Annotated in this window: 15 protein-coding genes; 7 read left to right on the forward strand and 8 right to left on the reverse strand. The window is 60.3% G+C overall.

Going from position 1 to position 18,160, the window contains the following annotated elements:
- Nucleotides 1-5 precede the first annotated feature (5 nt).
- Together GEU01_RS02115 and GEU01_RS02120 are read left to right on the forward strand one after the other, a co-directional pair.
- Nucleotides 6-2,105, forward strand: coding sequence for a lysylphosphatidylglycerol synthase domain-containing protein (locus GEU01_RS02115; protein WP_019084749.1), 2,100 nt, complete (start codon nucleotides 6-8; stop codon nucleotides 2,103-2,105).
- 36 nt (nucleotides 2,106-2,141) lie between these two features.
- Nucleotides 2,142-2,882 (forward strand): MarC family protein, encoded by a 741-nt coding sequence (locus tag GEU01_RS02120; protein ID WP_010507655.1) that lies wholly within the window; start codon nucleotides 2,142-2,144, stop codon nucleotides 2,880-2,882.
- Here GEU01_RS02120 and GEU01_RS02125 read toward each other — a convergent pair.
- From GEU01_RS02125 to thpR, 5 genes are all read right to left on the reverse strand, one after another.
- Nucleotides 2,869-3,498, reverse strand: a complete 630-nt coding sequence (locus GEU01_RS02125) for a uracil-DNA glycosylase family protein (RefSeq protein ID WP_019084750.1) — start codon at nucleotides 3,496-3,498, stop codon at nucleotides 2,869-2,871. The genes GEU01_RS02120 and GEU01_RS02125 overlap by 14 nt on opposite strands.
- 7 nt (nucleotides 3,499-3,505) lie before the next feature.
- On the reverse strand, nucleotides 3,506-4,210 hold the full coding sequence (locus GEU01_RS02130; RefSeq protein ID WP_019084751.1) for an NAD-dependent deacylase: 705 nt from the start codon (nucleotides 4,208-4,210) through the stop codon (nucleotides 3,506-3,508).
- A gap of 141 nt (nucleotides 4,211-4,351) precedes the next feature.
- Nucleotides 4,352-5,758 carry a c-type cytochrome gene (locus GEU01_RS02135; RefSeq protein ID WP_019084752.1) on the reverse strand — a complete coding sequence of 469 codons (1,407 nt, stop codon included), beginning with the start codon at nucleotides 5,756-5,758 and terminating at the stop codon, nucleotides 4,352-4,354.
- Between the two features lie 53 nt (nucleotides 5,759-5,811).
- Complete coding sequence (locus tag GEU01_RS02140; RefSeq protein ID WP_026018421.1) at nucleotides 5,812-8,031, reverse strand: PQQ-dependent dehydrogenase, methanol/ethanol family; 2,220 nt, start codon at nucleotides 8,029-8,031, stop codon at nucleotides 5,812-5,814.
- A 461-nt stretch (nucleotides 8,032-8,492) separates the two neighbouring features.
- Nucleotides 8,493-9,044 (reverse strand): RNA 2',3'-cyclic phosphodiesterase, encoded by a 552-nt coding sequence (gene thpR, locus GEU01_RS02145; protein WP_019084754.1) that lies wholly within the window; start codon nucleotides 9,042-9,044, stop codon nucleotides 8,493-8,495.
- Between the two features lie 194 nt (nucleotides 9,045-9,238).
- On the opposite strand from thpR, the gene GEU01_RS02150 reads away from it, so the two are divergent.
- The 5 genes from GEU01_RS02150 to cyoD all read left to right on the forward strand — a co-directional run bounded on the left by GEU01_RS02150 (nucleotide 9,239) and on the right by cyoD (nucleotide 14,528).
- Nucleotides 9,239-10,015: a Bax inhibitor-1/YccA family protein gene (locus GEU01_RS02150; protein ID WP_010507648.1), complete on the forward strand. Its 777-nt coding sequence runs from the start codon at nucleotides 9,239-9,241 to the stop codon at nucleotides 10,013-10,015.
- Between the two features lie 652 nt (nucleotides 10,016-10,667).
- Nucleotides 10,668-11,594, forward strand: a complete 927-nt coding sequence (gene cyoA, locus GEU01_RS02160; protein ID WP_026018422.1) for a ubiquinol oxidase subunit II — start codon at nucleotides 10,668-10,670, stop codon at nucleotides 11,592-11,594.
- Nucleotides 11,595-11,599: 5 nt separating this feature from the next.
- A complete protein-coding gene (cyoB, locus tag GEU01_RS02165; RefSeq protein WP_026018423.1) occupies nucleotides 11,600-13,594 on the forward strand; it encodes a cytochrome o ubiquinol oxidase subunit I in 1,995 nt (664 codons plus the stop codon).
- The gene (cyoC, locus tag GEU01_RS02170) at nucleotides 13,594-14,199 is read left to right on the forward strand and encodes a cytochrome o ubiquinol oxidase subunit III (protein ID WP_010507645.1); all 606 of its coding nucleotides are present in this window, start codon (nucleotides 13,594-13,596) and stop codon (nucleotides 14,197-14,199) included. The genes cyoB and cyoC overlap by 1 nt, the downstream gene beginning before the upstream one ends.
- On the forward strand, nucleotides 14,199-14,528 hold the full coding sequence (cyoD, locus tag GEU01_RS02175; protein ID WP_026018424.1) for a cytochrome o ubiquinol oxidase subunit IV: 330 nt from the start codon (nucleotides 14,199-14,201) through the stop codon (nucleotides 14,526-14,528). The genes cyoC and cyoD overlap by 1 nt, the downstream gene beginning before the upstream one ends.
- A 122-nt stretch (nucleotides 14,529-14,650) precedes the next feature.
- Here cyoD and fdxA read toward each other — a convergent pair whose 3' ends face one another.
- The 3 genes from fdxA to GEU01_RS02190 all read right to left on the reverse strand — a co-directional run bounded on the left by fdxA (nucleotide 14,651) and on the right by GEU01_RS02190 (nucleotide 18,084).
- Nucleotides 14,651-14,983, reverse strand: coding sequence for a ferredoxin FdxA (gene fdxA, locus GEU01_RS02180; protein WP_019084759.1), 333 nt, complete (start codon nucleotides 14,981-14,983; stop codon nucleotides 14,651-14,653).
- 189 nt (nucleotides 14,984-15,172) lie between these two features.
- Entirely contained in the window at nucleotides 15,173-15,466 is a 294-nt protein-coding gene (locus tag GEU01_RS02185; protein ID WP_019084760.1) for an RNA-binding S4 domain-containing protein, read from the reverse strand.
- A gap of 5 nt (nucleotides 15,467-15,471) precedes the next feature.
- On the reverse strand, nucleotides 15,472-18,084 hold the full coding sequence (locus GEU01_RS02190; protein ID WP_019084761.1) for a helicase-related protein: 2,613 nt from the start codon (nucleotides 18,082-18,084) through the stop codon (nucleotides 15,472-15,474).
- Nucleotides 18,085-18,160 lie beyond the last annotated feature (76 nt).

The raw sequence follows: 18,160 nt of genomic DNA on the forward strand, positions 1-18,160 counted from the left end.
AGCCCATGTCCGACCGTTCGTTGCACGATCCCCCCCCACAGCAGGTCGGGGATGACAATGCGGCCGGGGGAAGCGTGCCGCCACCGCCAAAACACTCGTTGCTGCGGCACCTGCCGCATGTGCTAGGCCTGCTGCTGCTGGTCGGCGCCGTGGTCGTGGTGCAGCGCGAGGTGCGCCACCTGCACTGGCGCGACATCAGCCATGCGCTGGCCGCCATCCCGGTGGGCACATTATGGGCCGGGGCGGGTTTTACGCTGCTGTCCTATCTTGTCCTGTCCTTCTACGACTGGCTTGCGGTGCGGCAGGTGGGCTGCCCGCTTGGGTTCAGGCGCACGGCGTTCGCCGCGTTCTGTTCCTACGTGCTGTCGCACAACCTTGGTTTTTCCGCCATTTCCGGTGCGGCGGTCCGTTTCAGGCTGTATGGCAACTGGGGGCTGAAGCCGTTCCAGATCGCGCAGATCATTGCCTTCTGTTCGGCCACCTACCTGCTGGGGGCGGCGGTGCTGATCGGCAGCGTGCTGGTGCTGGAACCCGGCACGGTGCCCTTCGTGGGCCATATGCTGCCCGGCTTCCTCATGCGGTTGGTGGGAATCGTGCTGTGGGGCGGGGTCGTCGCCTATGTCGTCATGGGCCGGTATGTGAACGAAATCCGGCTGTGGCGATGGCAGATCACCTTTCCCTCCTCGGGCATGGCGATCATGCAGACGGTTGTCGCGACGCTGGAGGTCGCGGCCACGGCGGCCATTGCCTATACCTTCCTGCCTGACGCACCCGGTCTGGATTACGGCACGTTCCTTGCCATTTATATCGCGTCCTACACGGCGGGCCTTGTGGCCAGCGTGCCCGGTGGGCTTGGTGTATTTGATGGCGCGATGATGTTCGCGCTGGGGCCGTACGTGCCCGCGACCCGCATCGTGACGGCCATCCTGATCTTCCGCCTGTTCTATTATATCGTGCCGCTGTTCGTGGCGGGCATCATGTTTGCAGCCCATGAACTGTTCCTGCGCGGGGATGCCGCGCTGTCGCGCAAGGTTGGCGCGCGCAGCCCGGTGCGGGGACCGCGCATGGGTCGTCCCAGTCAGGTCATACGTGAAAGCGAGGCCGATTTTTCCGTGGCGGTGGCAACCGGCGCGGTTTCACTGTGTGGCTGGCTTTTGCTGGCGCTGACCCTGCTGGACCCGGAAAACTGGCTGAATGCTGGCCGCATGCAGCCCCTGTTCGCGACGGTGGGGGATTACCTGCTGTCACTGATCGGGGTGGTGCTGATCGGTCTTGGCATCGGTCTGTCGCAGCGTGTGACCCTGGCGTGGAAGGCCACGATGGTGCTGCTGGCGGGGGCGTGCGGGCTGACGTTGCTGCGGGGATCGCCCATGGCGGTGCCGGGACTGCTCATGCTGGTCTGCATGCTGATCGCGCCATTTCGCGGGTCGTATTACCGCCATGCCCGGATCATGAGCGAGCCGCTTTCTTCCAACACCATCGTGTCGCTGGTGCTGCTGATCAGTTCCATCGTGATTCTGGTCATGGCGGGACCGCATGATTCCGCAGGTGGCAGCTGGTGGGAAATCATGCTGTTCGCCACGCGTCCCGGCATTGCGCAGTGGACGCTGGGGCTTGCGGTCATGCTGGCGCTGATCATGATCGTGCGGCTGGTACGGCCGGGTCGTGTTCACGTCATGCCATGGAATGCGCAGACGAAGGCCCTGTATCACAGCTTTGATCATTCGCTGGATGGACTGGGACAGATGACCCCGGTGCCGGTGTGGCTGATACCGGGCGCGCGCAGGCGCGCGCTTCTGCCATTTGTACGACTGGGACCGTATCTGGTCGGGCTGGGTGACCCGGCGGGGAAGGCGGATGATTGTACATCCGCCATATGGTGGTTGCGTGACCTTGCGCTGCAGGAAGGGTGTCAGCCGGTTTTCTGGCATGTCGGGATCAGCCTGCTGCCGGTCTATAATGAACTGGGGCTGACACCATGGCCCCTGACGGAAGAGGGGCATCCGACCCATCCCGGCTACCTGTGCGCCGCGGCGGAGGACCTGACCATGGTCCGCAGCCTGATGCGCCCGTCATTCCATGTCCCATCCCACGCAGGGGAATAAGCGCATGCAGGGACCGCGTGGCAGGAAGGGGCGATCATGACCAGCCATGCGGGATTACTGCTGACCCATTTTTCCACCGTGGTGGGGTTGCCCAGCCTGTCCGGTGCCTTCCTCATGGCGTTTCCGGCGCTGTTTTCCATTGTCAATCCGCTGGGGGCCGCGCTGATTTTCGCGCAGGTCACGGCAGGACATGACCGGCGTACCTGCATGGCGCTGGCACGGCAGGTGGCGTTCTATTCCGCGATGCTCATGCTGGCCTCGATCTGGATCGGGGGGCTGGTTCTTTCATTTTTTGGCATCACCATCGATGCCCTGCGTATCGCAGGCGGGCTGGTTGTGGCGGTGCGGGCCTGGTCCCTGCTGCAGGCCCCTGAAACGGAAGAAGCCCGCAAGCAGGCCCAGGCCAGTCAGGGCAGTAACGCGCAGGCCAGCAGCAACATGATGGGACAGGCATTCTTTCCCCTGACCATGCCCTTCACCGTTGGTCCGGGCACGATTGCGGTCGCCATTGCGCTGGGGTCGGAAGGACCGCCGGGCGGGCACCACATCATATTCTATGGCGTGCTGTCACTGGCGGCCATGCTGGTGGCTGCGATCGTATGGGCGGCCTATACCTATGCCGATCAGCTTCTGTGCCTGCTGGGCACGACCGGCACGCGCATTGTCTCGCGCCTTGCCGCCCTGATCCTGCTGTCGATTGGCGTGCAGATCCTGATTACCGGCATACAGGGCGTCATCCTGTCCAGCGCGCGCGCTGTCCTGCTCATGGCTGGCTGAAGGCCGGGGATAACGGCGGGATGTCCGGCAGGTCGTCACCCGCCAGTATGGCCCGCACGCAGGCCCGTAGCGCAGGCAGCACATCGGCGCCAAACCGGGGCGTGCGCCGTTCCCACGCCCCCGTGCGCCATGACGGGTGGGGCAGGGGGAAATACCGGGGCAGGTAACGCCGGAAATCAAGGCTGCGGTCACTGACGCGGCCCTTGCCCAGAATATGCAACTGCGCATAGGACCCGACCACAAGTGTCAGCCTGATATCGGGCATCTGCGCCATGATGCGCGCGCGCCATTGCTGTGCGCATTCGGGCCGGGGTGGACAGTCACCACCCTTTGGCAGCCTGCCGGGATAACACAGCCCCATGGGAACCAGTGCGACGCGGCTGGAATCATAGAATGTCGCCCGGTCGATTCCCATCCAGCCACGCAGCCTGTCGCCTGATGCATCATTGAAGGACTGCCCGGTCTCATGTACGCGCGTGCCGGGCGCCTGGCTTGCGATCAGTAGCCGCGCCGTGCGCGAGACATGCAGCACCGGACGCGGCCCAAGCGGCAGGTGGACGGCACAGGTCTGGCACGTGCGGATGGCGTCCAGAAGGTCTTCCAGTGTTTCGGCCATGGCCCATTTACGCTTCCAGCAGGTCACGTGTCCATGCGGGTACGGTGCGTGTCGCGGGACCCGCAATGGCCTGGTCAAAGGCGGAGGGACCGGATGGGATTTCCAGGTTGAACAGCATCGTATCCGCATGTCCGGCCACGCTGTCCACAAAACCGGCGGCAGGATAGACCACGCCGGATGTGCCTATGGCAACAAACAGGTCACATGCCGCCAGATGCCGGGAAATGGCCTCCATATGGTAGGGTATTTCCCCAAACCAGACGATATCGGGCCGTAATGTCGGCTGACCACAGGCAGGACACGGCGTATCGGGAAAACAGTCCGTGCGCCATGCCGGGGTCGCGCGGCAGGCGGTGCAGCGCAGGCGCAGCAGTTCACCATGCATGTGGATGACGTTGCGGCTACCGGCGCGTTCATGCAGGTCATCGATATTCTGGGTGACGATGGTGACCTGTCCGTCCCAGCGTCCCTCCCGTCCCGCGCGTTCCAGTTCCGCCAGCGCCAGATGGGCGGCGTTGGGATGGACAGTGGGTAACCGGGCCCGCAGGCCGTTGTAGAAACGGTCAACCCGCAGGGGATCGCGCTGGAAGCCCTGCGGCGTGCAGATGTCCTCAATCCGTTCATGGTTCCACAGGCCGTCCGCACCCCGGAAGGTCTGCAATCCCGATTCCTGGCTTATGCCCGCCCCGGTCAGGACCACGATGCGTTGCATGATGGCATTTCCCCCTGTTGGCTGCCCGCCCCAGTGTGGGGGAACGCCGTACATAAGAAAACCGCCATGGGCGGAACCCATGGCGGTTTTCAGTAACTGTATCAGGAGAAGGTGGTTCCAGTGGGGAACCACCCATCCGCCTTACTGTGCGGCGTCCTGACCGGTGTGCGTCTGCGGGGCAAACGTCCAGCCCGAGCCGTAAGGCTGCGGCAGGAAGACCGACCAGCCGCTGCTCACGCTGTTCCAGCCAGAGCTGGAAACCGGGGCGCCCGTGTCGCGCAGCTTGGTAACATCCGCAGCCGTAACGGTGCCGGGCGCCTTGTTGCCCCAGCTGGTGCGGATGAAGTTGACCACATCAGCAATCTGCTGGGCGGACAGCGACTTGCTGTAACCCGGCATTGCCACTGCGGACGGTGCCCAGTTGCTCGGCGGCAGCACGCCACCATGCGCAATCACGTTCACCAGCGAGGTCGGGTTCTCGGTCACGACAACCGGGTTGCCAGCCAGCGGCGGGAACATGCGGGCCACGCCACCACCGTCGTTACGGTGACAGATGGCGCATTCCTTCACATACGTATCAGCACCCGGAACGCTGGCGGTATTACCCGAAGCCAGCATGTTCGCGGTGGACGGATCGTAGGTGTAGTTGCCCTGTGACGGCGGCACCGGCGGCAGGCTCTTCAGGTACTTCGCGATGGCGTGCAGGTCGTCATCGGTGAAGTACTGGGTGCTCCATGCCACTACATCGCCCATGCCACCGAACACGGCGGAGTGGTCGATACGGCCGGACTTCAGGAAGGTGTAGATGTCATCCTCGGACCAGCGGCCCAGACCAACGACAGGATCGTTGCGCAGGCTCGGCGCGACCCAGTTGTCGATCGGTGCGCCACCGGACAGGAAGTCAGGACCACCGGCAGCGTCCAGCGCCTTTTCCTGAATGGCGAAGCCACGCGGGGTATGACACGCACCGCAATGCCCGGGGCCGGTAACCAGATAATCGCCACGTGCGATTTCAGGATCCGTGCCTGGCGCCGGCGTGAAGTCCTTCGGCGAAGGCGAGAACATCATGCGCCAGATGCCCAGCGGCCAGCGCATGGACAAGGGCCAGGAGATGTCCGGCTGCTTGTCCGGCTGCGCGACCGGCTTCACCCCATGCATGAAGTACGCATACAGCGCCTGCATGTCTTCCTTCGTCATGCGCGAGAAGGAGGGATACGGCATGGCCGGATACAGCGTGGAACCGTCCTTGCGGATACCATGGCGCACGGCTTCGTCGAATTCGGCGAAGGTGTAGCGACCGATACCGTAGGTCGGGTCCGGTGTGATGTTCGTGGAGTAGATCGTACCGATCGGGCTCTTGATTTCAAGCCCGCCTGCGTACGACTGTCCATGGAGAGCGGTATGACATGCTACGCAGTCACCCAGTCGCGCGACATATGCCCCCTTCTGGACCAGCGCGGAGTCAGCATCTGGCGTCTGTGCCAATGCCGTCCCTGCCAGCAGACTAAACGCTGCCGCGCTGAATGTCACCTTAAGTCTGTTGATCATTATGTTCACCATCATGCGTCGCGTTGATGCGAAAAATTGTCAAAACCGGGAGATTACGGCAGCTGCTCGGGGATACCGTCAGCGTTCTTCCGGGCATCAACTTCCCTCTGATAGGTCTCGTTCGCACGCTTGATCAGGAACTGGCGGATGTCCTCAATCTCGGTCGGGTTCATGTTACCGTCGAAGCGATCCATACCGTAGGCGGTAAGCGCGCCGCGGCCGACAACATTGTAGAACGCGTCCTCATGACGGATGGACCCGGACCAGCGCAGGTCAGGCAGCACACCGGCACCTTCTGCGTTATCGCCATGACAGGCGGCGCAATAGGTCTGGAACTGGAAGTAACCGTTATCGGTACGCTTGCTGTCGAACTGTGCCGGCGGCTTGACGGGCAGGAAGCCCTGGTCATTCTGCTTGGGCAGCGGGCCGGACTTGCCATCGAGCGAGAAGGCAATGATGCGCGAGTGGTTGACGGTCCAGCCGCTGGTACGGGCCAGGCCACCAAGGAAGAACGGATAGATGCCGCCCCAGCCCACTTCAACCGCAACATACTGCTTGCCATTGGCAAGGTAGGTCACAGGCGGTGCGATGATGCCGCTGTCCGCCGCGAAGTGGAACAGGTCGGAACCGTTCGTCGCGTCATAGGCATGGAATTCGCCGTTCGCCAAGCCCTGGAACAGCAGGTCGCCGCCAGTTGCCAGGATACCGCCGTTCCACGGCCCCTTGTGGTCCACGCGCCATGCTTCAGCCTGCTTCTGCGGATCCCAGGCCACGATCCAGCCCTTCAGGTCCTTCACGAAGGCCTGCTTGGCTTCAGGCGAGTCGGGAATACCGACCTTGTTCATGTCCAGACCCAGGTTCCAGCTGTCGGGGTGCGGCGTGAAGCCACCGACCTGATTGGTGTACAGGAACGGAACCTGCTGCGCCGGAATATAGACCAGCCCGGTCTTGGGGCTGAACGCCATGGCCGCGAAGTTATGGCCGCCAAGGTCACCCGGAATGCCGTACCATTCCTTGCCCGTAAGGGTGTAGAGCGCATCGGGGTTGTAGATCGGACGGCCGGTCTTGGGATCAAGGCCGCTGGCCCAGTTCACATAGACGTAGTTCTTGCCCGAGATGAACTCACCGGTCTTCGCATCGATGATGTAGAAGAAGCCGTTCTTCGGCGCATGGACGATGACGTGGCGGGTTTCACCATTGATCGGCAGGTCAAGCGTCATGATCTGCTGGACCGAGGTGAAGTCCCACTGGTCCATCGGCGTTTCCTGGAAATGCCAGACGTATTCGCCGGTTTCCGGCTTCAGTGCGACGATGCTGCCCAGGAACAGGTTGTCGCCCTTGCCTTCGGAACGGTACTTGTAGTTCCACGGCGAACCGTTGCCAACGCCCAGGTAGACCAGGTCGGCCACGGGGTCATACACGATGGAATCCCATACCGTGCCGCCGCCACCCTGGCGGGTCCAGGCGCCGGTCGGGCTCCAGGTCTGGTAGGCCTTGTTCATCAGCACGCTGTCGGATGCAGTGTGGTCCGGTTCGTTCTTGGGGTTCGGAACCGTGAAGAAGCGCCAGTCGACCTTGCCGGTTTCCGCATCGAACGCCGTGACGAAGCCACGGGCACCGAATTCGGAACCACCGTTACCGATGATCACGCGGCCCTTGGCGATACGGGGCGCGCCGTCAACCGTATAGGAACGCTGCTTGCCCAGTTCCGCTTCGGGCGGCATGGTGTTGACGCTCCAGACCAGCTTGCCGGTCTTGGCGTCCAGCGCGATCAGGCGACCGTCGAACGTGCCGAAATAGACCTTGCCATTCCAGTATGCCGCGCCACGGTTGACCGTGTCACAGCAGCCCTTGTCGGCAATGTTGCCGGGCACGCGCGGGTCATAGGACCACAGCAGCTTGCCGGTTGCGGCGTCGACGGCTTTCATCATGCTCCAGTTGGTGGTGGCGTACATGACGCCATCAATAACCAGGGGCGTGCCTTCCTGGCCACGGTTGGTATCAAGGTCCAGATACCAGGCCAGCTTCAGGTTACCGACATTGGAACGGTTGATCTGATCCAGCGGGCTGTAGCGCTGTTCAGAATAGGTGCGGCCATAGGTCATCCAGTTACCGGGGTGATCATCGGCATGGATGATCGCTTCCCCCGTGGCGCCCTGCCCGTCATCTGCGGATGCCATGGTGGCATACCCGGAGATGAGAGCCGCACATATCGTTCCGGCTGTAAGCGTTCTGCTCAGAGAACGTCTTTTTCCGAAAACGGCAGAAATCATATGTGATGTCCTCAGAAAACTAACGGTTTCGAATTCAGGATGCCGCCGCTGCAACTTTCTGCCCGGAGCAGCTTTCTGAATGTATCCGGCAAAAAAACGCGCTAGCGCTTCTTTTCCGGCCAGACAGGAAACCGGCTTCAGGCAGGAAAGACAAAGCAGGTGGTCCGTTTCATCCGAACATACTGAGGCTAGCACGCTCGTCTCCTGACATTTTAGTGTTCACCCTCACTAAAAAGTGAACATGCTGTCGCATAAGCAATGAAACGGATAGTTCGGAATTCCGCAGATTTTCATAAAATCTGTTGATATTTCAGGAAGAATGACAAGATGTGTCTACTGCGAACATGCAGGCGGTTCACAATGATTGATAAGAAAAATATTTTTATTATTCACAAATGGAATAGATGCCGGGCCGCGGAAGACTCCTGTTTGCGTCCATGTCGGGTGGGTGGAGCAGAGAATCAGAACTGTAACGGATAATGTTCCAGCGGCTCGTAAAACGGCCCGTCTGCATGGCGTATGGACCGGAACAGGGTGAAATGCCCCATCGTCCGGGCCTCCGCCGCGGGAACGGTGGTCGCAAGCCAGCGTTGCCGACGTTCCTGGTCGGGATGTTCCATCCGGCCGACAGTGACATGCGGGGTGAAATGGCGGCTGTTCCGCTCGGCTCCCGCCGGAATCGCGCGGTTCAGGCCCTTGCGCACCTTCTCGCGCAGTGTGGTCAGGGCATCGTCGGGTGCGCAGCCAATCCATAATGTGTCCGACCCGTTCGGACGGGCCGATGTGAACAGCCCCGTGCCCGCCGGTTGCAGTACAGGCGGTGTGGCGCGGATGGCGGACAGGACGTGATGGATTTCCTCGTGCAGGTGGGGATGGGTGACCTCCCCGATGAAATGCAGCGTGAGGTGGTAGGATTCAGGCGATTGCCACGTAACATCCGGCAGGCCGCCACGTAATTCGCCTATCGCGTGAAGCAGCGGAAGCGGGAGTTCAAGACCAACGAAAAGACGCATGACGAATACCTGTGGACAAGGGAAAAAGGCATATGCCGTGATGGGCGGTGTACAGTATATATAGGGTGATGTACCCGCGGCATGTTTGCCGTATTGTAATGTATTGGACACGCTCCCGATCTTGAACGTGTTCTAACATGTTCCAACATGCTGGGAGAGGCACGTCAGTCAAGGACGTGGAGGAAGGAAACACAATGGCTTTTGGCCCTGATTCGCGGAGTTTCATCCGCCCCGCCGCTGATAGTGTCGCAGGTTCTGTCGATATGGGCCTGCGTGCCTATATGCTGCGAGTCTATAACTGGATGGCATCCGGACTGGTCCTGACCGGGCTGGTTGCCTATCTGATCGCAAATACCAGCCTGCAGGCCCTGTTTTACCAGCATGTGCCAACCCCGATGGGCATGGCGCTGAAACCGACGGCGTTGTCCATGCTGGCCATGATTGCCCCGCTGGGCTTTGTGCTGGTCATGTCGTTTGGCGTGTACCGGCTGTCCACTCAGGCGGTGCAGACCCTGTTCTGGCTGTTCTGTGGCGTGATGGGCGCCAGCATGTCCAATATCTTTCTGGTGTTCACCGGGGTGTCGGTCACGCGGGTATTCTTCATTACCGCCGCGACCTTCTGCACCATGTCGATCTGGGGTTACACGACTCGTACCGACCTCAGCCGCTTCGGCTCTTTCCTTATGATGGGGCTGTTCGGCCTGATCATCGCGGGCGTGGTGAACATGTTCCTGCACAGCCCGGGTCTGTATTTTGTCTACAGCGCAGTGGGCGTGCTGCTGTTTGTCGGGCTGACCATGTTCGATACACAGCAGATCAAGGCGAACTACCAGCAGTTTGCCTATGCCGAGGGGCCGGACCAGGCAGCCAAGCGTTCGGTCTATGATGCGCTGAACCTTTATCTGAACTTCATCAACCTGTTCCAGTTCCTGCTGCAGTTCATGGGCGTGCGCAACAACAGCAACGACTGAGGATGCAGGAGTCCTGCGGAATCTGTACCGCTACGGTCTGGTATGAGAATATGGAGGGGTCGCCACGCAAGTGGCGGCCATTTTTGCATGGAAAGGGTTGCCATCCATGCGCACCGGTAAAAAAGATAAGACTTATTCATATATAGAAAATATAAGATGACATGAGTGTGAGGTTCATGACACTCGGACAACTCATTGTAAAAAAAGGATTTTCCTAGATAAATTTTTAGCAATGAAATCTATTGAAATATTATGTGAAGGCTTGCCTCTGAGGCCATTCAGGTCGGATAACCCTTGAATAGAAAAACTATATGAAAGGGTATGCGGCACAGAACATGCGCTTCAGCACACAGGACGGCGTCGCGATTTATGGTCCGATCTGCCCTGACAGTAATAATTACGTAAGGTCTGGCGGGCCGTATTGATCAAGATCATGGTCAGCCGGTCGGCAACTAACTCATGACGGATGCAAACCGAAAAAGGCCGTGTGTCGATTTCGGAAGTCGACGTAGGCGCGATGTCGCTGGGTGCCAGGGGAAAGTCGGATGCATTTTTCCTGCCAAGCGTATAACGTGGCCGTTGTTGTCTAAGCCCGTGGATGAAGCGAGGATGTGAGCAAAACAGGGTGATGTCGAAACCAACGAGGCGTGAGATGAAGAAAAAAATCTTGCCAAGATTAACGAAGCTGATGAGCCTATCTTCGGCAGCGCTGCTAGCAGGCTGTTCGTGGGATACGCTCGACCCCAAAGGCGTGATCGGTGCTCAGGAAAAAAGCCTGATCCTGACCTCGACCTACGCGATGCTGCTGGTCGTGATACCGGTATGTATCCTGACGCTGCTGTTTGCATGGCAGTACCGTCAGTCCAACACTGCGGCGGAATACCTGCCGAAATGGTCGCATTCCAACAAGATCGAGGTGGTTATCTGGGCCGTTCCCAGCCTGATCATCCTGTTCCTGGCGGTGCTGACCTATCAGACATGTCATTCGCTTGACCCGTACAAGCCGCTTGAGGCTGAAGCCAACGTCAAGCCTATTCATGTCGATGTTGTGGCACTGGACTGGAAGTGGCTCTTTATCTATCAGGATGAAGGGATCGCGACCGTCAACCAGATGGCCATGCCGGTTAACACGCCGGTTGATTTCCGGATCACCTCTGACTCCGTGATGAACTCTTTCTTCATCCCGCAGCTCGGTACGATGATCTACGCCATGGCCGGGATGCAGACACAGCTGCACCTGATCGCGAACGAAGCTGGTGACTTCCAGGGTGAATCCTCCAACTTCAGCGGCCGTGGCTTCTCCGACATGCGTTTCCGTGCGCTGGCAATGCCTGCGGACCAGTACAGCGCGTGGGTCGAGAAGGTGAAGGCTTCTTCCGAACAGCTGGACAGCGCAAGCTATCCGAAGCTGGCCGCGCCGAGCGAGGCCAACCCGGTTGAATACTTCTCGCATGTCGATGCGGGTCTCTTTGATGACATCGTTGCCAAGTACAACAACGGCATGGTCATGGATAAGAGCACCGGCAAGATGCTGCATGTGCAGCAGTCCGCGATGTCCGACATGAACATGAAGGAATAGGACAGATGTTAGGCAAATTAACTTTGTCGGCCATTCCTTATGATGTGCCGATCCTTGTTGGGACGTTCATCGGTGTGGCCATTGCTGGCCTGGCCGTTGTCGGTCTCATCACCTATTACGGTAAATGGGGCTACCTGTGGCGTGAATGGCTGACCTCGGTCGACCACAAGCGCATTGGTGTCATGTATATCGTTGTCGCGCTCGTGGCGCTGTTCCGTGGTTTCGCGGACGCGATCATGATGCGTTCCCAGCTTGCGCTGGCCTATGCCGGTAACCCCGGCTACCTGCCGCCGCACCATTATGACCAGATCTTCTCCGCACACGGCACGATCATGATCTTCTTCATGGCCATGGCGTTCATGCAGGGTCTGATGAACATCGTGGTGCCGCTGCAGATCGGTGCGCGTGACGTGGCCTTCCCGTTCGTGAACACGCTGAGCTTCTGGATGACGACCATCAGCTTCCTGCTGGTCAACGTCTCGCTGTTCATCGGTGAGTTCTCGCAGTGCGGCTGGCTGGCTTACCCGCCTCTGTCCGAACAGCAGTTCAGCCCCGGTGTCGGTGTCGACTACTACATCTGGGCGGTGCAGCTGTCCGGTGTCGGCACGCTGCTGACGGGTGTGAACTTCTTCGCGACCATCGTGAAGATGCGTGCGCCGGGCATGACCTACATGCGTATGCCGGTGTTCACCTGGACCATCTTCTGCACGACCGTGCTGATCATGGTTGCCTTCCCGATCCTGACCGTGGCCATGGGCCTGCTGGGTCTGGACCGTTACCTGGGCATGCACTTCTTCACCAATGACGGCGGCGGCAACCAGATGCTCTATCTGAGCGTGATCTGGGGCTGGGGCCATCCGGAAGTGTACATCCTTGTCCTGCCTGCCTTCGGTGCTTTCTCCGAAATCACGCAGACCTTCTCCCGCAAGCCGCTGTTCGGCTACAAGACCATGGTCTACGCGACCGCTTCCATCATGGTCCTGTCGCTTGTGGTTTGGGTTCACCACTTCTTCACCATGGGTGCCGGCCCGAACGTCAACGCGTTCTTCGGTGTCATGACGATGGTCATCGCGGTTCCGACCGGGGTGAAAATCTTCAACTGGCTATTCACGATGTACAAGGGGCGTATCGAATTCCACGCGACCATGTACTGGGTGATCGGCTTCATGATCACCTTCTCCATCGGTGGTATGACCGGTGTCATGCTGGCAATCCCGGCGTCTGACTTCGTTCTCCACAACAGCCTGTTCGTTATCGCCCACTTCCATAACGTGATTATCGGTGGTGTGTATTTCGGTTACGTCGCTGCCATGAACTTCTGGTTCCCGAAGGCTTTCGGCTTCAAGCTGAACGAAGCCTGGGGCAAGCGCGCGTTCTGGTGCTGGTTCATTGGTTTCTATGTTGCGTTCATGCCGCTTTATGTCCTCGGTTTCGAAGGCATGACCCGTCGTATGAACCACTACGACAACCCCGAATGGCATCCCTGGCTGCTGATTGCTGAAGTTGGTGCGGTTCTGATCGCACTGGGTATCGTGTGCCAGCTGACCCAGCTGTATGTCTCGATCCGTGATCGCAACCTGGCCGAAAACCGTGACCTGACGGGCGATCCCTGGAACGCACGTACGCTGGAATGGTCCACGTCTTCGCCGCCGCCGTTCTACAACTTCGCCATCCTGCCGGAAGTCCACGAACTGGACGCCTTTGCCCATGACAAGGAAGCCGGTATCGACACGCGTCAGGCCGGTGGCAACTATCAGCCGATCCATATGCCGAAGAACACGGCATGCGGTTTCCTGATCGGTGCCTTCAGCTTCGTGCTTGGCTTCGGTGCGATCTGGTACATCTGGTGGCTGGCGGCTGTTGGTCTGATCGGTGTCATCGCTACGGTGATCGCCCGTTCGTCCGACAACGACGTCGATTACTATGTGCCGGTGTCCGAGGTGGTTCGCATTGAGCAGGAGCACACCCATAACCTTATGGCAGCACAGGCAGCGGAATAATGGCGCAAAACATGACTGCTGATGCAGCCCATGCCCATGATGAACACCACGAATCTCCCGTGGTGTTCGGGTTCTGGCTGTATCTGATGACGGACTGCATCATCTTCGGTACACTGTTTGCAGTGTTCGCGGTGTTGCGTGACCAGTTTGCCGGCGGTCCGACCGGCCACGAAGTGTTCGAACTTTCGGGTGTTGGCATTGAAACGGCAATCCTGCTGTTCAGCTCCATCACCTACGGTTTCGGCATGATTGCCGCCCACGAGAACAAGGTCAGCACCATGCGGACCTGGCTCGGGGTGACCTTCCTGCTGGGGCTGGGCTTCCTGTTCATGGAAATCCGTGAGTTCTCTCACATGATTGCCGAAGGCAATGGCCCGGATCGCAGCGCGTTCCTGTCCGCCTTCTTCACGCTGGTTGGCACGCATGGTCTGCATGTCACCTGCGGCCTGCTGTGGATGGCTGTCCTGCTGTTCCAGACGGCTGGCAAGACCGAGCTGAACGAACGCATGATCGGCAAGCTGACCTGCCTCAGCCTGTTCTGGCACTTTCTGGATATCGTCTGGATCTGTGTCTTCACCTTTGTCTATCTGATGAGTGTGATCTGATGGCAGACCATATTTCTTCCTCGGGAGAGAGCCACGGGAGTGTAGGGTCTTACCTTACCGGGTTCGTACTTGCCGTTATCCTGACGGTTGCATCCTTCGGTCTGGTGATGTCGCATGCGATGTCGCCGGCCGGCACCGGCGGGGCGATTGCCCTGCTGGCGGTGGTGCAGATTGTTGTTCACCTCATTTACTTCCTGCACATGAACGGTTCGTCCGAACAGCGCTGGAACGTCATGGCATTTGTCTTCACGGTGCTTTCGGTCCTGGTCCTTGTGGCCGGCACGATGTTCATCATGCATGACACGGCCATCAACATGATGTCGCGCTAAGCGGTGTCATGTCAGGGTGCGGGGGCAGGCAACTGCCCCCGGACCAGACGGCATAAAAAAAGACCGGCACGAGAAATCGTGCCGGTCTTTTTTTATGGTGCAACCCGATGGGAAAGGCGGGATCAGCCTTTCTGGGGTTCGGGGGAAAGCAGCTCTTTCTTGTTGGGCTTGTCTCTCCATTCCTCGGCATCGGCCGGGGCGTCGATCTTGCGCGTGATGTTGGGCCACACGGCGGCGTATTTGGCGTTCAGTTCGGCCCACGGGGTCGCGCGGTCGTCGCTATCGGGGAAGATGGCCTCGGCCGGGCATTCTGGTTCGCACACACCGCAGTCGATGCATTCATCCGGGTTGATTACCAGAAAGTTTTCGCCGGCGTAGAAGCAGTCAACCGGACAGACTTCGACACAATCTGTGAATTTGCAGCGAATGCAGTTTTCGGTGACCACATAGGTCATCGCCTATCTCCGATCATTATTTGTTCGGCCTGCGGCAATAGGCCCGGCCATTAAAAGGGATGAGGTGCCGCATGGCGCACGACCTCATCAGGAATGGCGGAAGATATGAGAGTGTTTTCCGGCCGTGGCAAGCCCAAGACGGCGGCTAATGCATAATCATGGTCTGTATTGGCCTGTTGGCCACAATATTCAGACAGTTTCCGGAACAATTTCATACAGAAGTTGTGCAAGTGGGGCGGATTGCCGCCGCTCGGTACAGGCCACGACACGTATGACAATCACGGTCTGCCGGTCCGGGGATGGCAGGGTCAGGATATCGCCCACATGCACCTGTGCATGCGCCTTCGTCACGCGCTGGCGATTGATGCGGACATGGCCGCCAGATGCGATCTTTGCGCAGATGCCGCGGCTGCGACCAAAACGGGCATGCAGCAGCCATAGGTCCAGCCGCTGGGTCATGATGGGATCAGGGGTCTGTGTCATGGCGGTCAGGGACGATTGAACAGGGTCGCCAGGGCGGCGAAGGGGCTGTCGGTCCGTTGCGGGCGCCGGGGTGCTGCCGGTCGCCTGCCATTGCGGGCGGATGCCGTCCGCACGGTTTTTTCCCGGCTGGCATTTTCATGCTCGGACGCGAAGCGGATCATGACCGGGGCGGGTGGGCCGTAGCGGTTGGCCGCCATGGGGCGCGGATGGTACACGCGCATGTTCAGCCCTTTCATCACCGCAGGTAGCATTTCGCGTCGTATCCCCAGGCGGGACGCCAGGTGGGGTGGCAGCGGTATGGGGGCCCGACGTGTCATGCGCGCCAGTTCGACGACAAATTTTTCCGCGATATCCAGCCTGATCCGCACCGGCCCGGCATCCAGCCAGCCCATCCGGTCCATGAAGGCGGGCGGCAGTGCATCCGGCGGCAGGGTAACGCGTCCCATGGCGGGCAGGGGCGGGCAGGGCATGTTCAGGCTGATCGCCACCAGCCAGGCCCGTAACTGCATGGGGCGTTCCTTCAGGATCGTCGGCATGAACAGGCTGTAGTGCCCGACCCGCACGCCCAGCCGCCTCAGTCGCTGGATCATGTCGTGCCCGGGGCGTTCGCCACGATGCAGCGGAGCCACCCCGGCGCCTTCCATAAGGCGATGGATGATGCCGCGCAGGTCCGGCGTGCCGGCCACCGCAGCCTGAACGGCAAAGAGCGGCGCAAGATGCTCGCGCACGACCTGTCCCAGCCATGTCTGAAGGCGATTGCGGATTCGTTCGCGCTGGGCATTGTCCAGCAGCGGGTTGTCCAGCACCTGCGGGCGTGGCGATAGCAGGTCACTGCCCGGCAGCATCCGCGCAATGGGCATGTCCTGCCACAGGATATGCGCCCCATCGGCGGAAAAGGTGAACTGCCGGTCATCATCTTGCACCAGGGCCGCGACACGGCGCGGGATTTCGCTGCGTACCGCCCGCCGCGCCGCGCGCATGAGCAGGCGCCCGTCCTCCGCATCGGTATGTTCGCCCGCGATCAGGTCCAGCCCGGCAATGCGGCCGACCTCATGACCTTCCACCACGACATTGCCCTGCGCCGTCACGGCTGAAAGCAGGTTGTCATGCCCGCCTTCATCCAGCCTGCGGATAAGGGTGGTGGCGCGACGGTCCACGAAACGCGCGGTCAGTTGTTCATGCAGGACATCGGACAGCCTGTCCTCCGCCTCCCGCGTGCGGGCCTGCCAGTGTTCGGCATTGGCGATCCAGCCGGGGCGGGCGGCGATGTAACTGCATACGCGAATGCCCGCCAGACGCTGCATGAGCGAGTCTATGGTGCCCGCCGTCTGGAAAAAATGGGTAATCTGGCTGTCCATCCATGCCGACGGGATGCGGCCATCGTGGATCAGGTGGGTAAAGATCCGTCCGCACAGGCGGATATGGCTGTCATCGCCCAGCTTGCGGAAATCGGGTATCTGGCAGCTTTCCCACAACAGGCGCGTGGCGGCGCGGGAATGGACCAGTGGACGGATTTCGCTATTCCCCGCCAGCGCGGACAGGGCGAGCACGTCGCTTGCCTCATGCCCCGCGATCAGTTCGACGCGGGGGGAGGGACGGTTGAGGCTGGACAGCAGCCGGTCAGGCGATGAAAAATCCAGGTCGCTGTTCCGCCACGCCAGACGGGTCAGCGGGTCGAAACGGTGTTCCTCCACCGCTTCGGCCAGTTCCTCGGACAGGGGCGGGCAGGTCCCGGTGGTGCCGAACGTGCCATCACGCAGCCCGCGTCCGGCGCGGCCCGCCACCTGCGCGATTTCCCCCGCCGCAAGCGGCCGGATGCGCGTGCCGTCGAATTTGGACAGGCTGGCAAAGGCCACATGATTTACGTCCATGTTCAGGCCCATGCCGATCGCATCGGTCGCGACCAGATAGTCGACCTCCTTTTCCTGATACAGCGCCACCTGCGCATTGCGGGTGCGGGGCGAAAGCTGCCCCATGACAATGGCGCATCCCCCCCGCCTGCGGCGCAGCAGTTCGGCAATGGCGTAAACCTCGCCCGCGGAAAAGGCGACAATGGCCGAACGCGGCGGCAGGCGCGTCAGCTTGCACGCCCCCGCATGCGTCAGTTGCGACAGACGCGGGCGATGTTCGATCTCGATGCCCGGCACAAGGCGGCGGATCAGGTTGCGTATGGTATCCGCACCCAAAAACATGGTTTCCGCCAGGCCACGCGCATGCAGCAGCCGGTCGGTAAAGATGTGGCCGCGATCGGGATCGGCACAGAGCTGGATTTCATCCACCGCCACGAATTCCACGCGGCGGTCCAGCGGCATGGCTTCCACCGTGCATGAAAACCAGCGTGCCTTTGGCGGGATGATCTTTTCCTCGCCCGTGATCAGGGCGACGGCATGCGCGCCCTTCTGCGCCACCATGCGGTCATAGTTTTCGCGCGCCAGCAGCCGCAGGGGAAAACCGATGATGCCGCTGGAATGCGAAAGCAGCCTTTCTATGGCCAGATGGGTCTTTCCGGTATTCGTCGGGCCGAGCACCGCCCGGACCAGCGTATCGGAATGGGGGCCGGAACCATGTCCGGCCGCTGCGCGATAGGGGCCACCAGTGCCCTTGGGTACACCCGTCATGAATGCATGCTCCGGCCAAGTGGCGGCAAATGCAAGCAAAACCACATGCCGGTCGCGATGGGGTGTTGCGTTGCCC

Origin of the sequence: Komagataeibacter europaeus LMG 18890, from assembly GCF_000285295.1 — a bacterium.
Classification (GTDB): domain Bacteria; phylum Pseudomonadota; class Alphaproteobacteria; order Acetobacterales; family Acetobacteraceae; genus Komagataeibacter; species Komagataeibacter europaeus.

What these genes read in the sequence shown, in the direction of transcription:
- GEU01_RS02130 (WP_019084751.1), bottom strand. Translation starts at nt 4,210, where the DNA reads ATGCAACGCATCGTGGTCCTGACCGGGGCGGGCATAAGCCAGGAATCG.
- GEU01_RS02140 (WP_026018421.1), bottom strand. Translation starts at nt 8,031, where the DNA reads ATGATTTCTGCCGTTTTCGGAAAAAGACGTTCTCTGAGCAGAACGCTT.
- cyoA (WP_026018422.1), top strand. Translation starts at nt 10,668, where the DNA reads ATGAAGAAAAAAATCTTGCCAAGATTAACGAAGCTGATGAGCCTATCT.
- GEU01_RS02115 (WP_019084749.1), top strand. Translation starts at nt 6, where the DNA reads ATGTCCGACCGTTCGTTGCACGATCCCCCCCCACAGCAGGTCGGGGAT.
- cyoD (WP_026018424.1), top strand. Translation starts at nt 14,199, where the DNA reads ATGGCAGACCATATTTCTTCCTCGGGAGAGAGCCACGGGAGTGTAGGG.
- GEU01_RS02125 (WP_019084750.1), bottom strand. Translation starts at nt 3,498, where the DNA reads ATGGCCGAAACACTGGAAGACCTTCTGGACGCCATCCGCACGTGCCAG.
- cyoC (WP_010507645.1), top strand. Translation starts at nt 13,594, where the DNA reads ATGGCGCAAAACATGACTGCTGATGCAGCCCATGCCCATGATGAACAC.
- fdxA (WP_019084759.1), bottom strand. Translation starts at nt 14,983, where the DNA reads ATGACCTATGTGGTCACCGAAAACTGCATTCGCTGCAAATTCACAGAT.
- GEU01_RS02150 (WP_010507648.1), top strand. Translation starts at nt 9,239, where the DNA reads ATGGCTTTTGGCCCTGATTCGCGGAGTTTCATCCGCCCCGCCGCTGAT.
- GEU01_RS02185 (WP_019084760.1), bottom strand. Translation starts at nt 15,466, where the DNA reads ATGACACAGACCCCTGATCCCATCATGACCCAGCGGCTGGACCTATGG.
- GEU01_RS02190 (WP_019084761.1), bottom strand. Translation starts at nt 18,084, where the DNA reads ATGACGGGTGTACCCAAGGGCACTGGTGGCCCCTATCGCGCAGCGGCC.
- cyoB (WP_026018423.1), top strand. Translation starts at nt 11,600, where the DNA reads ATGTTAGGCAAATTAACTTTGTCGGCCATTCCTTATGATGTGCCGATC.
- GEU01_RS02120 (WP_010507655.1), top strand. Translation starts at nt 2,142, where the DNA reads ATGACCAGCCATGCGGGATTACTGCTGACCCATTTTTCCACCGTGGTG.
- thpR (WP_019084754.1), bottom strand. Translation starts at nt 9,044, where the DNA reads ATGCGTCTTTTCGTTGGTCTTGAACTCCCGCTTCCGCTGCTTCACGCG.
- GEU01_RS02135 (WP_019084752.1), bottom strand. Translation starts at nt 5,758, where the DNA reads ATGATCAACAGACTTAAGGTGACATTCAGCGCGGCAGCGTTTAGTCTG.